Genomic DNA, 15,412 nt, shown 5'->3' with positions numbered 1-15,412 from the left:
CGAAAAAACTGTCCATACTTATAAAAAATAAGATATGGATGGTGAGAAAATGAAAGGAAGAAGATCATGGATGATTGCCCTGGCTGTCATGGTACTGGCAGCAGGAGCAATGACAGCAGTATATAATTATTCCCAGAAGGAAGAGGAAAAGCAGCAGGAAAATGTTGCAGATAAGGATGCAGGAAAAGACAAAGGCAATAAGAAAGAAGATGGAGCTTCGGATGATTTTGTGGCAACGCTTCCAAAGACAGAGGAAGAAGCATCGGAGAAACTGGCAGAAGCAGACAGTATCATAAAACCTTCTGATAACGCAGTTGCTTCAAAAGATTCGGATGGACAGGCACAGTCCGACAGCGGGCAGAAGGAAGAAGAAAATGCGGCAAATGCAGCGGCTGAGGCAGAAAATGAGCCAGAGACAAAGACGGCAGCAGCCCCCACAAAAACACTGCATTTTGCGGAAGAAGATGGATTAAACTGGCCATTACAGGGCAATGTAGTCTTAAATTACAGCATGGATCAGACCGTGTATTTTGCAACACTGGATCAGTACAAATATAATCCGGCAGTGATTATTGCCGGAGAAGTAAATGACAGGGTATCCGCAGCCGCAGAAGGAAAGATAACTGATATTTCCAACAGTGCGGTTACAGGATGTACCGTGACTATGGATTTAGGAGATGGTTACAGTGCCATTTACGGGCAGCTTAAGGAAGTGCCGTATGAGGTGGGCGACATTGTCGGCAAAGGAAAACTGGTGGGTTATATTGCAGAACCGACGAAATATTATTCCGTGGAGGGAAGTAATCTTTATTTTGCCCTGCAGAAAGATGGCGAACCGGTAGACCCGGTAAGCTTCTTTGAGTAAAAGAGCCATACTTGAAAAAAGAGCCGCATACCTATATAATAAAAGACATTAAAAAATACGAAAAAGGGTGCGCAAAAAGATGGATTTTAATGCTTACAGCAGCGAAGTATTGGAATGGTTAGAGGGTGTCCGGAAGAATCGGGGAACAGATGCCGAGAAAACATTGATGCTATGTAAAAATATAAGAGATTATGCCAGAGAGCAGGATGATGAGAAACTGTTAGGCTATGCCTATTATTACAGTGGCGAGACATATTATCTTCTGAATGATGTGGATAAACTATTTCGCAATCTTTCCTGTTCCCTGCCATACCTGGAGCATTCCAGACAGCATGGTTTATTGGCAAGAGCCTATAATATTCTTGCCATTACGTCCATGAATCGTGGAAATGCTCCTTTTGCTATGGATTATTATCTGAACGCCAGAATGTATTGTGAAAAATATAAATTATACGATATTGGTATTATTATCAATATTAATATCGGTATGCTTTACAATAATTTTGGGGAATACCGGCAGGCAGAAAAATATTTAGGGCAGGCATATGATTTATTACAGAAGAATAAGGAAATACCGGAATATTACAGTTATCTTCTGAATATCTATATAGGACTGGGAAACAGCTGCTTTTATCAGGAAGAGTATATGCAGGCACAGGAATATGCACTGCGGGCAAAAGAGGTGTGCAGTGGACATCTGGAGGAGTTAGAGCAGATTGCCTTTGCCTGCTTTGAAGCAAGACTCTGTAATGCCATGGGAAAGAAAGAAGAATGTGACCGGAATATAGCAATTGTGCAGAAGGTATCAGATACCAGAGTGCCGATTCTAGATATTTTTGATGATCTTTATGCTTATAGTGAGATGCTGTTAGATACCAGAAAGGAAGAGGAATTCTGGAAATTAGTAGAACTTTTAGAGAAGATGGCAAGGGAAGCTAAGATTATTTATATGCAGAAGCGGATTCTGACTTTAAAAATACGTTATTATAAGCGGCAGGAAAAGAATCGTGAATATCTGCAGGCATGCGGCTTGTTTTTTGAATTGTCCGAGATCCTGGAAAAAGAGAATAAATATATTATGACCTGCATCTTAGATATGCGTTATACATTGGAAGAGACGAACCACAGCAGAAAGAAGATGGAAAAAGAAAACAGGATTCTCTTAGAACAGTCCCAGACCGATGCACTGACCGGAATCCCGAACCGATATCGGTTAGAACAGCATGCGCAGAAGGTATTCGAACATGCCATGGCAGAGAAAATCCCTGTGGCAGTGGAAATACTGGATATCGATTATTTTAAACAATATAATGATAACTATGGACATCAGAAGGGTGATTTATGTATCTGCCGTGTGGCAAAGGAAATTCAAAAGTTAGCGGAAAAGGATGGTATTTTCTGTGCTCGGTATGGAGGGGATGAATTCATTTTAATTTATGAGGGATATTCCAGGGAAGCCGTAGTCATTCTTACAGAAAAATTAAAACGTAGTATCCGTGACCTTGATATGGAGCACGCTTTTTCAGAGGCACAGCATTATGTATCCATTTCCCAGGGGGTCTGTTATGATATACCGGATGAGGACAGAACGATGAAGAACTTTTTGCAGAAAGCCGATGATTTACTTTATCAGGTCAAAGAAGAAAACCGGGGAGGAATCTGTATTGGAAGCTGTCGGTAAATGGAACATACATAAGAAAACTGCATAAGATAAAATGTAACGGCCAAAAATCCGCAATCGATACTTTTTTACCAGTTTATGGAATATGAGTAAGATACTTTTTTGGTCGATTGCTTTATATAGAGATAAGACTGGGCGGTGCCCGGTCTACATAGGAAGGATTACATGAAAGAGAAACATAATTACACTTATATGGTGCTCTGCCGGGATGGGAGCCTCTATACCGGCTGGACGACTGATATCGACAAGCGGATTGAAGCACATAACAGTGGAAAAGGAGCAAAGTATACCAGAAACCGGGGACCGGTGGAACTGCGGTATTTAGAGGAATCCGGGACGAAAGAGGAGGCCATGCAGAAGGAAGCAGCCTATAAAAAGCTGACCAGAAAGCAGAAGGATGCGCTGATTTTGTCGAAGAAAAATCTGTTGCAGTAAATTGACAAGCAAAAAACAGTCTGTTATGATTAGCCGCGGTGGCTTTTTATAAAGTTACTGGAGAACAGGTTACTGACAGATGGGAAAAAGTTCCCGCAACAGGAAGGAAAAGAATGAATACAATCAGATTTGATGAATTAGATTTAAATCCGCAGATTTTAAGAGGAATTGCGGACATGGGATTTGAAGAGGCAACACCGATTCAGAGCCAGGCAATCCCGGTGGTTTTATCAGGTGTGGACGTTATCGGACAGGCTCAGACCGGAACCGGCAAGACAGCAGCTTTTGGAATTCCGATTTTACAGAAAGTAGACCCATCTTTACGGAAAACGCAGGTTTTGATTTTATCTCCCACCAGAGAGCTCGCCATTCAGGTGGCAGACGAAATCCGTAAGCTGGCAAAATATATGCACGGTGTAAAAGTGCTGCCAGTGTATGGTGGACAGGACATTTCCCGCCAGATTAAAGCCCTAAAGGGTGGCGTACAGATTATTATCGGAACACCGGGACGCTTGATGGACCATCTTCGCAGAAAAACCATCCGCCCGGATTTTGTCCATACCATCGTCTTGGATGAAGCGGATGAAATGTTAAATATGGGATTCCGTGAGGACATAGAAACTGTATTAGAATATATTCCGGGAGAGCATCAGACCGTACTGTTTTCTGCAACCATGCCAAAGCCGATTCTTGACATTACAAGAAAATACCAGCATGATGCAGTCAATATCAAGGTTGTAAAAAAGGAACTCACCGTAGCCAACATTGACCAGTACTACTATGATGTAAAGCGCAAGGATAAAGTGGATGTCCTTACGAGACTTTTGGATTATTATAATCCGAAGCTTTCATTGGTATTCTGTAATACCAAGAAAATGGTAGATGAACTGGCAACGGAATTATCCGGCAGAGGCTATAGTGCAGAGGGACTTCATGGAGATATGAAGCAGTCCCAGAGAGACCGGGTCATGAATAATTTCCGGAAAGGAAAGACGGATATTCTTATTGCAACGGATGTGGCAGCAAGAGGAATTGACGTAGATGATGTAGAAGCGGTATTTAATTATGACCTGCCGCAGGATGATGAATATTATGTACATCGAATCGGAAGAACCGGACGTGCAGGCCGTTGTGGTAAGGCGTTTTCTTTTGTAAAAGGCAAGGAAGTCTATAAATTAAAAGATATCCAGCGTTACTGCAAGACAAAGATTTTAGCACAGCCGATTCCATCTACCGATGATGTGGCACAGATAAAGGCTGAAAATATCATGGAACAGATTGGAACTATCATAGAGGAAGAGAATCTTTCTGATATGATAGAGCTGATTGAGAAGCAGGTAAATGAAGCTGATTATACTGCCATGGATATTGCTGCAGCCTTCCTCTATCAGGCAATGGGAGCAGGGGAGAGTTCTTCTGAAAAAGAAGAATACGACTTCGCCAATACCGGTGCAGAAGAGGGAATGGTAAGACTGTTTATCAACATTGGAAAGAAAGATAAGATTAAGCCGGGAGATATTCTTGGCGCCATCGCCGGAGAGTCCGGTATGCCGGGCAGACTGGTGGGAGCCATTGATATGTTTGATAAATATACCTTTGTGGAAGTGCCAAGAGAATATGGAAAAGAAGTCTTAAATGCCATGAAGCATGCGAAGATAAAAGGAAAAGCCGTTAATATGGAACCGGCAAACCAGAAATAAGCAAAAAATGAGGGACACGATTTACGTGTCCCTCGCAGTTTTTATACCCGTGAAAACATTTTCTTAAGAATAGGGTTCAAAGGCTGTATATGGGAAGGGTTCAGACCATTAATATCAATGGTATAAGAGCCGTTAATCTGTCGTCCCAGACCAAATCCTAAGAGAACCGTCTTGTCAATCTGATACATATCCCCGTAGTTATACTGATTATAAATATCGTCAAGGGAAAACAGTTCATAGGTCGCACCGTTATTCTCAGGCATAGAAAATACCACGGTTTTCACACCGGTCTGTGGATTTACATAAACCTTCTCCTTCGTATATCATTGATTTACAAAATTTTTTATTTTATCCCGTTTATCGATACCTAGCTTTTCCAGAATTCCTGATATATAATGCTTAACTGTGTTCACTGAAAATCCTAAATATTCTGCAATTTCCTGATTGGTCCAGTTCCGGCATGCCAGCATTGCAATGGAAAACTCCAATGGAGACAGGAGATCCGTCACTGTTTTTTGCATCTTAGGATTGTGGATTTTCATCCAGCTACGACTAAATGAGATTATCCCGCCTGCCAACTGCTTATAAATCTCTGGTTCTTTTTTCGGACACAGACCTCCAATAATCCCTGTAACAGCCCATGATACTCAATAAATGGCTCCCAAAATCTATCCGGTCTGGCCATTTCCCATGCAGAATTTACTGAGTGTATGGCTTCTTTTTGTTCTTTCAGATTAATCTGACACATTGCCTGCACACAGTTCAGATATATTATGGGTATGGGATATGTCGTATCTGCCATCAAAAAAGCTCCCTGGACAAGCCCCTTTGCCCGGGCATATTCCTGCCTTAAATAAGTTTCATGTGCCAGAAGGCTGATTGCAAACAATCTCTGTCCGGTCGGAAGATATGGGATATACTGCAGAAACGGCGGCACCTTTTTTTCTGGCGTAATATGAAGAAAAATATTAGTTACATAATAGGCAAACAGACAGGACGCCTTTTGCTCCATCGTTGCATTTTCCTGTACCACCTGAACCATGCATCGCTGTATATCCTCTCTGGCCTGTTGTGCCGCTTTGGAATCTCCAATTGTCAGATTGGCAAAGGTATAGAGCATATCTGCAGATAAACGAAGCATGATATCTTCTTGTGACAAATATGGTTTCACAGTCTCTGCACACAGTTCTGCATTGGCAGAAAAGTAATAATATTCTGCTAATGCAATCTGTGCTGATTCTTTATCTTCCATTTCTTTAATTACTTTTTCAGCGTTTCCTGGCTCAAATGTGCTTCCGGTTAAAGGAAGTACGGCTCTGTCCGATAATATCATCGTATCCCCGTTCCTTTCAATGAAAAATTTTCCTATCCCAATTTTTGATTGCTTTAATGATTCCAGATATATTTAAGTATATCACAAGTGGGGCATATAGCACATCTTTTCTTCCTGACACCACAATCATGAACACTACAATCCCGGTACTCCTTTTTTGATAACATGACCATCATTTTCTGGTAATACAATGGTTCTATATTGGAGCATTTTTGACGGAATGAAAGATGCTCTGTATATAACGTTTCCTGTAAAATGATACAGTTTGTTACATAGAGAGCATTTTTATGGGGTAATATTTATTTACAAATGTTTCTTTTTACGATAATAAACGGTACCAGCAATAATAATTTCTGAAACAATCAGCCATGCCGCCCATACCAAAGGATTATTATAATCCCCTGTTTTCGGAGACTTATCCGTAGTCTGCTTTGTATTAGTTTGAGTTGCAGGCTGGGTATTTGAGGCTGTAGCCGTTTCCTGATTTTTATTGTCTGGATTCTGGTTTACGCTTGCCTGGATGGTAAACGTAGTACTTGCAGAACCATCTGTCCACAACATTTCCAGGTTATGTGTTCCGGCAGTCAGTGTATTCAGGTAAGAGGATTTCAAAGTAACAATGGTTGAACCGGACTTCACATCATAATTATCTTTTCCAATCTGAACACCATCTACTTTGATTCCGGCAAATTTAGAGAACTCTGCATCCACCCGGATGGTAAGGCTGTTGCCACTCTGCAGAACATAGCTGCTTTCAGATCCTTCTATAATTTTATAAGAAGTTTTGGTTTCTTCAGTTCCGGTTTTTACCGGCGGGATTTCGACTGCAGTTTTAGCATAATTACAAACTGTACACTGCTCATGCTTAGAACCTTTTTCCGTAGACGTAGCTTCCTTGTCGATTACCCAGGTAAAGCTATGTCCGGATTGATTTATTTTTTCACCACATTCACAGGTATTCCAATGATTATCCGCATCGGAATGCCATCCGGTACGGTCTGCTGTATGCTCTGCTGATTTTGCGATTACAACATCCAAAGAAGTAATCATATTTGCTCCACTTGCATCACTGAAATAACCACCGCAATTTGCACAGACCCAATATTGTATATTTCCCTCTGTCAGATGAGTTGCTTCTTTTCTGTCAACCTTAGACAGTGTATGTCCGCCAAGATAACTGCCGCAGATATTTGAGAGCAGGGAGGTTGTGTCTGCTGCCTTAATCTGGTTGGAACCAGGTGTTCCACTATCCGCACCTACAGCATTGAGTGAAGGGTTCTTCTTTTTATCAAAAGCGCAGCCAGCAGTGGTGCCATTATTATCATATCCAATGAATCCACCCGGTGCAATTGTTGGATGAGAACCTGTTACAGTACCTGCAGCATTACAGTTCTGAATATTTCCTTTGGTATTTGTACCGGAAAAGCCACCGGTTTTCGGCTCCCAGCCTGCCACCGTACTCTTTGCATTACCATAGGAAACACTGTTACGAATCTTTCCTTTTTCCAGATATCCGACAAAACCACCGGTATTCCAGTTATTTGCCTCAACATTGCCATAAGATGCACAATGCTCTATTTCCACACTGGCGTCGGACTCAAATACACATCCGGCAAACCCGCCGGTTGACCATCCTCCGGATACGCTGCCTTTGGCGGTACAGTTTTTGTAGGAGCCCTGGAAAACATTTCCGATGAATCCACCACTGATACACCTTCCTGTCACAGTAACATCCGCGGAACAATCCGAAACATGGGCACGGCTTGCATCACCAATCAGCCCTCCGGCATACATCTTGGAGTCTACCTGTCCGGTTCCCTGACAGTTTTCTACTCCAACAAAGGTAGCTCTGGAACCACCCATCGTTGTAAGCGAACCTACCAGCACTCCGGCACCGTAAATATCCGGACTGGCACTTGCATCCGTGGAATTTCCGGCATAGATGGTAGCATTTTCAATACAGAAATTTTTCAGTACTGTTTCATCAGATACAGCTACTACGACACCAAACAAGCCGGCACAGACGTTATTTCCCCGTTCATCCACATATAAGCCTGTAATGACCTGATTATTTCCATCGAAATATCCTGAAAAAGCTCTGGAACTTGCATTTCCATAACCGATAGGAATCCATCTCTTTCCGCTCAAATCAATTGGAGCGGTCAACTTAAAATATTCCCCCGAATGTGTTTGCTCAGGTACTCCAGAATTTACTTCTGATGCCAGCTTTGCAAGCTGTCCTGCCGTAGCAATCTGATATGGATCATCCTTTGTACCGCTGCCGCCAGCAAAGTCAGCTGCTGTAAAATCTGTCCATTTCTCTGTTGTAACATCTGCCCGGGAAGTTATCGGTGTCAGTGTAAACAACATACAGACTACCAAAACCAAACCTAGTAACTTTTTTCTTTTTCCCATAATTCGTCCTTTCCCTTTAATGATTTTTAGTAAGATTCAAACCGACAAAATCAAGGTTTACGATTTTATTTTACCAATTTCATTTTTCTTTGGACATGCCCGTTTTGATAGAAAAAAGTGCCTGTTTTATTGTATTTAATCTATAATTCCGGAATCGGAAATAATTCTTCCGGAGTACCAAAGTGGGCACCCAGAGGGTTCATATATTTTGTCCACTGAAGTTTCGTCTCGTCAATGTACATATTTTCCTCATCACCAATGCCATAGTTTGGAATGCCGTTATTAGTGCCCTCTAAGAAGTCTTTAAAAGCATCTACATCAAGGTCACCGTTCAGATAATCCATCCAGAAATTGTCATGGGCTGCAAATAAAAGCTTGTCCATTCGTGGAGAAGCCCAGCCTAAGAAATCACAGGCAGCCTCATACTGGGAATCGTCTTCAAATTCAATTTTCCATTCGTAAGTATCAGACCCATTTTTGATGCAGCGGATACCTTTTTCATCCATGGCAACCATATAAAATACATCTTCCGCATCTTCATCAGATTCATTTGTGGCATCTTTCGGAAACGTAACCTTAAGGGTATCGGATAAAAGCATATCGATAAGAGGCTGGGATGGTGTATTATTTACAATGCTTTTCTTTGCTGTCTCTGCCATTTCCTTATCCTTAACTTCTTCGTCCTCTTCAATAGCTTCCTGTAAAGCTTCTTCCGCTTTATCAAAGGAGTCTAACAGCTTGTCCCATTCCTTCATGCTGAAAGACTGACCACCGATTTGAAAGCTCTCTTCGGTTTCACCATTTTTCATTTTGTTATAAATATTTTCTTTCCATTTTGCAATTTCTTCAGCCGGATTTACCATAGCTGTAGAATCCTCATCCTCATTCATTTCAGAAAGCTTTTCCTGCACAAGCTGTTGAAAATGAGTCAGCCATTCGTTATCCTCAGTATTGTTATCCGGGTCAGTGGACAGAAAACCGAGGTAGTCCATTGGGGAGTTGTTGTTCCATATTGAGTTAATTGCCATAAGAGCTCCTTTCAGAAGTTGTTGTCTGGTGATTGCAAAAGCATATTTGTAACTTGTAAAGATTTCAGGGATTCAAAGTGCATTCTGGGTTTATCTGGTGTAAAATGCCAGCAGTTCTTAGGTACATGTTTTTCTTGCTGTCAGGCTGTCTTTCCGTTGCTTTGACACAATCGCAGTACTGTCCGTCGGGTACGGATGCGGATAAAGCCTGCAAGGGGCACTAAGAATTTCGGCAGGATAATCTTTTGTCTGGCAATCGGCGCAAATTCACATCCGTGTTCATATGCGCCTCGCCGGCACTTCCCTGTGCCGGCGTTGCCTGTTGCCAGACGAAATTCCAAGTGCCCCTAACAGCCTTTAAGATGCATCCGCACTTCGACGAACAGTCCTGTGATTTGTCAAACATTGGAAAGACCGGTTTAATAAACAAAAGAAAAACATGTATCTTAGAGCTGCGGTATTTTATGTCAAAACCCAGATACACTTTGAATATCCTGATAAATTTACAATCCATACATTTTTGCAATCATCAGAAAAAATAAAGACACTCTATCTCAATCAATCCCTTGAAATAAAATGCCATCCATGTAATAACTTTATCGACCAATCGATTTAAATACATTAGAAGAAAATGTTGATTTCTTCAAAAAATGCAGGTAGGATAGAAGAAAAGGAGTAGGAGGACGGGCAGTATGGGAAAAATCATTTTTCTGGATGTTGACGGAACCTTAGTGGATTATGAAAATCATTTGCCGGAATCAGCAGTTCTTGCGGTGCGGAAGGCAAGAGAAAACGGACACAGAGTGTATATCTGCACAGGAAGAAGTAAAGCAGAAGTCTATGAGAATATCTGGGAAATCGGACTGGATGGAATGATAGGCGGAAACGGAAGTTATGTGGAAGATCATGGACATGTGGTTATGCACCAGATGATTACGCCGGAGCAGTGCCGCCATATTGTGGACTGGTTAAAGGAGCGCGGACTGGAATTTTATCTGGAAAGTAATGCAGGACTGTTTGCAAGTGCCGGATTTGAAGAGGATGGAGAACCTGTGATTCAGGAATATTCCAGGCGGAAAGGCAAAGAGGGCGCAGATAAAATAAAGGTACGGGATGCATTTCCGGAAATGATTTTTGATGGAGAACTGTACCGGGACGATGTAAATAAAGTAAGCTTTATCTTAAATCAGTATCAGGATTATAAAGATGCCGTGGTGGAATTCCCGGATTTGCAGGCTGGAACATGGGGCGGAGCCGGCGAAATTGCATTATTTGGAGATTTGGGCGTAAAAAATATCACCAAAGGAAATGCCATTGCGCATCTGTTAGAATATCTTCATGCAGATGTGGCAGACACCATAGCTTTTGGGGATGCCAAAGTGGATATTCCTATGTTGGAATACTGTGGCTATGGTGTTGCCATGGGAAGCGGTGGAGACGAGATAAAGGCTATGGCAGATTATGTCACCGGGGATGTGGATAAGAATGGATTGTATGATGCATTTGAAAAATTGGGGTTGCTATGAAGAAAAATATTGGTATATTCTTAGTGATGTGTATCATGTTGACTGCGTGTAAAAATGATAAGTTTCCTTATGATGATGAATTGGATGATTCTGAGAAGAATGAAATAAGTACAGAGTATAACTCGGTAATTGACAGAAAAATTGCCAATACAAAAGATGAAAAAATAAATATCGCCTATGATGAAGCACTTTCTGAGTATGAGGGGTATCTTGATAATGTAAAATTATTTGAGGAAAACTATAAAAATCAGGATTATGATGGAGATGGAAAAACAGATCGTATTTTCCAGTATTTCAGAAATGATAATAAGAAAGTATACACGATTTGCTTTGGAAATGGTGACCGCCTTGAACTGGGAGCATTTGATGATACATTTCTCGGTCTTGAAGTATGGGGAGCGGATATTACCGGAGACGGGAAAAATGAGATTGTCTTTTGTGGAGAGCATACAGGAAATACATGGATACAGAGTGGAAGTGAAATTGCAATCTGGAGAAAAGATGGCAGTGAGTACACAAGAATGAATCTGCCGGGAAAGCAAACCAGAATGCGATATTCTGCAGGATATGATATTTATATTGAAAAGGCGGAGCAGGAAAATACAATTCTTGTTACCTGTCCTGAATTGGGATTGGAAGAGGAATATGTTCTACCTGAAAATCAAAGAGAAGAATTTGATAGTTGTTATAAAGACTTAAAAGTTGGAGAAAGGATATTGAGTTCTTCAAAAGCATGGAAAATAGCAGTGGATGGAGATGATATATTTTTATATGAAGCGTTTTTAGACAGACAGACTGCAGCAGTTAAGATAAAAATGCAATGGAAAGAAAATAAATTTGAAGTAATGAATACGGAAATTTTAGAAGAGTATTTATAATGCATAAACAATGGCTGAAATGCAATCGCACAGGGTTGTTTTCTCATTGGTGTTTGGAGCTGTTTGCATTAGGGAAGCAGCAAGCAGATAAAATAAGTAAAGAAAGTTTAGGAGGACAAAATGAGTAATAACGTAACAGAAAAAAAATGGTGGCAAAGTGCAGTAGTATATCAGATTTACCCAAAAAGTTTTCAGGACAGTAATGGAGACGGAGTCGGTGATTTAAGAGGAATTATGGAGCGGCTGGAGTACCTTGGAAAGCTTGGTATTGATGCAATCTGGTTATCACCGGTCTGCAAATCCCCGCAGGCGGACAATGGCTATGACATTTCCGATTATCAGGATATTGACCCGATGTTCGGCAGTGTGGAAGATATGGAAGCTTTAATTAAAGAAGCAAAGAAATACAACATCCGCATCATTATGGATCTGGTTTTAAATCATACCTCCAATAAACACAGATGGTTTGAGGAAGCAAAGAAGAGTAAGGACAACCCATATCATGATTACTATGTGTGGAGAGACGGGGAAGAAGGCGTAGAGCCAAACGATATGAAAGCCGTTTTCGGTGGAAGTGCATGGGAATGGGTACCGGAAATAAAGCAGTATTATTTCCATCAGTTTTTGCCGGAACAGCCGGATTTGAACTGGGAAAATCCGCAGGTGCGAAAAGAAATATATGACATGATTTTATGGTGGATGGAAAAAGGAGTTGGCGGCTTCCGACTGGACGTAATCGACCAGATTGCAAAAGAGCCGGATAAGAAAATTACCATCAACGGCCCAAGACTTCATGAATATTTCCGTGAAATGAGCAAAGAAACTTTCCAGAAGGGAGATTTGATTACTGTAGGAGAAGCCTGGGGTGCAGACCCGGAGCGGGCAAAGCTTTACAGTAATCCGGATGGAAGCGAATTTTCCATGGTATTCCAGTTTGAACACATCGGGCTGGATCAGCAGGAAGGCAAGGATAAATGGGATCTGGCACCGCTGCCATTCTTGAAATTAAAACAGATTATGAACCGCTGGCAGACAGAGCTTTATAACTGTGGCTGGAACAGCCTTTTCTGGAACAACCATGATTTGCCGCGTATCGTATCCCGTTGGGGCAATGATAAGGAGTACCGGGTAGAGTCTGCAAAAATGCTGGCAATTTTATTACATGGAATGCAGGGAACTCCATACATTTTTGAGGGCGAAGAGCTGGGTATGACAAATGTCCGCTATAATATCGAGGATTATCGGGATGTTGAAATTCAGAATGTATACAAGGAGCGTATCGCAGCAGGCTATGATAAGGAAGATGTTATGAATTCCATTTATGCCAAGGGACGCGATAATGCCAGAACGCCAATGCAGTGGGATGATACAGAAAATGCCGGATTTACAACAGGCACACCTTGGATAAAAGTAAATGACAACTATAAAACCATCAATGCCAAGAGCCAGGTAGATGACCCGGATTCCATTTTCAACTGCTACCGGAAGCTGGTAAGCTTTAGAAAAGAGTATCCTGTTTTGGTGGACGGCAGCTTCAAATTACTGTTAGCCGAGGATGAAAATATTTTCGCATATGAGCGTAAAAATGCGGATGAGACACTGCTTGTTGTCTGCAATTTCTACGGCAATACTGTGAAAATGCCTTTGACGGAAGAGACAAAGGATATGGAGCTTCTCATTTCCAACTATAAAGAGACAGAGGATTCTTCCGTGCTTCGTCCGTATGAGGCAAGAATGTACTATAAAAAATAAGAGATTTCCTATTGAAATAAATTCTTTGCATAGATGTTGGAAATCCAACAGTCAGTCACTCCGTTATCTGCTATAATATGGATAAACCCACCGAAAAGGTTTATACAAATCAGATAAAGAAAAGATAAGGAGCACAAAAATGGCAGATTTATTAAAAAATATTTCCAAGAAAGAAGTTTTAAATTTAAAAGAAGAAGTAGCATATCAGGATGGACAGATTGTAAGTAAGACACTGGCACAGAATGATGCAGTAAGCGTAACCTTATTTTCCTTTGCAAAGGGCGAGAAAATCAGCACACACGCTTCCGGCGGAGATGCCTTTGTAACCTGTCTGGATGGAGTTGGAGAAGTAACCATTGATGGTGAGAAATTCCAACTGACGGAAGGACAGTCCATCGTAATGCCGGCAGGACATCCACATGCCGTATATGGAAAAGAGCAGTTTAAAATGCTTTTAGTCGTAGTATTCTAAGAAGAAGTAAGTATTAAAATACCGCCACATACATAAGACAAAGCCATCATCAGATGTGCGTATTGCCTGTGTATGTGGCGGTTTTGTGTTGCCAGATATCCGCAAGAGCTGACGTTATATCGATAAGACATTGTTTAATAATACATCTTTGCAGCCTGTTTCCGTTCCCGGTATTCCTGTGCACTGACCGGTGTAATCATACCGCAGCTTTCGCACATAATGCCACGCTGTTTCTGGTGGCTGAAAATCGGAATATAGAAAAGGGTTGCCTGATTTAACTGTCTGCAAAGGGTATGCATGACATTATGCCGGCAGTTTGGGCAGACAGAAGTGCCAACCGGGCCTTCCCGTTTAAAAACTGTTCTTGTACCGTAGATAATTACCATGTCATAACACCTCCCTGATGAATATTTGCTTTTAACTGATTAAGAACCTGATCAAAATCTTTGCTTTTTCCACTGTGAGCGGCAACCAGAGTACGTTTACCATCTGCAGTTTCCAGTGCAATATAGCTGGTTGTTGTCGGGTCACCATTTAACATGTTACATTTGAAAACATTCGTAATATCATCTAAAGGAGTGACATAGAAGCCTTCCTTTGTATTGTTGTAATCCAATATGAAATGATTGGAAACAGCAACGCCAAGCTTTGGTGAAAAAATGCGTGGGCTGTTGGCAAAATCAGAGTAAATCCGCTGCAGACCGCCATTCTGTTCTAAGAGAGCAATCTTTTTCTTAACGGCTTTTTTCTTGTTGCCGCCTGCTGAAAAAATAATAATACCAAGAACTGTAAATACGGCAGCAATCACATAGAGTACAATGCTGTTTTCAACGGCTGTGTGTGTGGTATCCAGATAATGGTCACCAAAGTACTCGTCATAGTTGTAAGTAGTAATGTCCAGTCCGGTATCAGAAAGATAATCCACCAGATAATGAGCTGCCTGAGGAGGCATGCTGGTGCTTTTTCCCCGGATCGTGTGAGCAGGTAAGCTGTCGAGAACAGTGTCATCTACGTCTACACCATAGACCGGAAGGGAAGTTTCTCCCTTGGTAGCAATGATACTCCAGTAACCTTCAGAATCCTCTGCAATATAGAATTCTGTGTGATCTTTTCCATCAGAAGTAAGCTCCGCAAATGGCCCCATTACATAAGTAACTTCCATTGTTGCGTAACCATCGGTCTGTGCGTCAAACGGATCATAAGCAGTAATCCACATCAGAAGACCGAAGGCAAGGAAAACGCCACCTAATACAAAGAAAATAATCAGTGCAGCGATGTTTTTCCCACAGACTTTCAATAAATCCTTTTTAAATTCTTCCATTTTCTT

15 protein-coding genes are annotated in these 15,412 nt (G+C 41.4%); 8 read left to right on the top strand and 7 right to left on the bottom strand.

All coding sequences use genetic code 11. The features are described from left to right. Nucleotides 1-34: 34 nt before the first annotated feature. From DWX65_RS11910 to DWX65_RS11895, 4 genes are all read left to right on the top strand, one after another. Nucleotides 35-865: a M23 family metallopeptidase gene (locus DWX65_RS11910; protein WP_118173501.1), complete on the top strand. Its 831-nt coding sequence runs from the start codon at nt 35-37 to the stop codon at nt 863-865. Between the two features lie 79 nt (nt 866-944). Continuing rightward, nucleotides 945-2,546 carry a GGDEF domain-containing protein gene (locus DWX65_RS11905; RefSeq protein ID WP_118173500.1) on the top strand — a complete coding sequence of 534 codons (1,602 nt, stop codon included), beginning with the start codon at nt 945-947 and terminating at the stop codon, nt 2,544-2,546. Between the two features lie 165 nt (nt 2,547-2,711). After that, a complete protein-coding gene (locus DWX65_RS11900) occupies nt 2,712-2,981 on the top strand; it encodes a GIY-YIG nuclease family protein (RefSeq protein WP_117697895.1) in 270 nt (89 codons plus the stop codon). Between the two features lie 113 nt (nt 2,982-3,094). Beyond that, nucleotides 3,095-4,681 carry a DEAD/DEAH box helicase gene (locus DWX65_RS11895; RefSeq protein ID WP_118173499.1) on the top strand — a complete coding sequence of 529 codons (1,587 nt, stop codon included), beginning with the start codon at nt 3,095-3,097 and terminating at the stop codon, nt 4,679-4,681. A 41-nt stretch (nt 4,682-4,722) separates the two neighbouring features. Here the strand turns inward: DWX65_RS11895 and DWX65_RS11890 are convergent, their stop codons facing one another. From DWX65_RS11890 to DWX65_RS11870, 5 genes are all read right to left on the bottom strand, one after another. Next, complete coding sequence (locus tag DWX65_RS11890; protein WP_147339166.1) at nt 4,723-4,944, bottom strand: hypothetical protein; 222 nt, start codon at nt 4,942-4,944, stop codon at nt 4,723-4,725. A gap of 60 nt (nt 4,945-5,004) precedes the next feature. Continuing rightward, a complete protein-coding gene (locus tag DWX65_RS15770) occupies nt 5,005-5,151 on the bottom strand; it encodes a LuxR C-terminal-related transcriptional regulator (protein ID WP_431978790.1) in 147 nt (48 codons plus the stop codon). 92 nt (nt 5,152-5,243) lie between these two features. Next, nucleotides 5,244-6,014, bottom strand: coding sequence for a DNA-binding response regulator (locus tag DWX65_RS11880; protein ID WP_118173496.1), 771 nt, complete (start codon nt 6,012-6,014; stop codon nt 5,244-5,246). A gap of 303 nt (nt 6,015-6,317) precedes the next feature. Further along, on the bottom strand, nt 6,318-8,429 hold the full coding sequence (locus DWX65_RS11875; RefSeq protein WP_118173495.1) for a hypothetical protein: 2,112 nt from the start codon (nt 8,427-8,429) through the stop codon (nt 6,318-6,320). A gap of 140 nt (nt 8,430-8,569) precedes the next feature. Next, on the bottom strand, nt 8,570-9,457 hold the full coding sequence (locus DWX65_RS11870; RefSeq protein WP_118173494.1) for a hypothetical protein: 888 nt from the start codon (nt 9,455-9,457) through the stop codon (nt 8,570-8,572). Nucleotides 9,458-10,149: 692 nt separating this feature from the next. Between DWX65_RS11870 and DWX65_RS11865 the strand changes: the two genes are divergently transcribed. From DWX65_RS11865 to DWX65_RS11850, 4 genes are all read left to right on the top strand, one after another. Further along, nucleotides 10,150-10,983 carry an HAD family hydrolase gene (locus DWX65_RS11865; RefSeq protein WP_118088341.1) on the top strand — a complete coding sequence of 278 codons (834 nt, stop codon included), beginning with the start codon at nt 10,150-10,152 and terminating at the stop codon, nt 10,981-10,983. After that, nucleotides 10,980-11,861: a hypothetical protein gene (locus DWX65_RS11860; RefSeq protein WP_118173493.1), complete on the top strand. Its 882-nt coding sequence runs from the start codon at nt 10,980-10,982 to the stop codon at nt 11,859-11,861. Before DWX65_RS11865 ends, DWX65_RS11860 begins: the two co-directional genes overlap by 4 nt. Before the next feature lie 120 nt (nt 11,862-11,981). Next, complete coding sequence (locus tag DWX65_RS11855) at nt 11,982-13,613, top strand: glycoside hydrolase family 13 protein (RefSeq protein ID WP_118173492.1); 1,632 nt, start codon at nt 11,982-11,984, stop codon at nt 13,611-13,613. A gap of 139 nt (nt 13,614-13,752) precedes the next feature. Beyond that, nucleotides 13,753-14,085 (top strand): cupin domain-containing protein, encoded by a 333-nt coding sequence (locus tag DWX65_RS11850; RefSeq protein WP_118173491.1) that lies wholly within the window; start codon nt 13,753-13,755, stop codon nt 14,083-14,085. A gap of 134 nt (nt 14,086-14,219) precedes the next feature. On the opposite strand, the gene DWX65_RS11845 is transcribed toward DWX65_RS11850, so the two are convergent. Together DWX65_RS11845 and DWX65_RS11840 are read right to left on the bottom strand one after the other, a co-directional pair. Then, a complete protein-coding gene (locus DWX65_RS11845; protein ID WP_022242724.1) occupies nt 14,220-14,471 on the bottom strand; it encodes a zinc-ribbon domain-containing protein in 252 nt (83 codons plus the stop codon). After that, the gene (locus DWX65_RS11840; protein WP_117842107.1) at nt 14,465-15,406 is read right to left on the bottom strand and encodes a DUF6709 family protein; all 942 of its coding nucleotides are present in this window, start codon (nt 15,404-15,406) and stop codon (nt 14,465-14,467) included. The genes DWX65_RS11845 and DWX65_RS11840 overlap by 7 nt, the downstream gene beginning before the upstream one ends. Nucleotides 15,407-15,412 lie beyond the last annotated feature (6 nt).

The sequence above is a fragment of the Roseburia sp. AF20-18LB genome, from assembly GCF_003461185.1.
GTDB classification, from domain to species: domain Bacteria; phylum Bacillota; class Clostridia; order Lachnospirales; family Lachnospiraceae; genus Roseburia_C; species Roseburia_C amylophila.
This window is presented reverse-complemented; position numbering and strand designations above follow the sequence as displayed.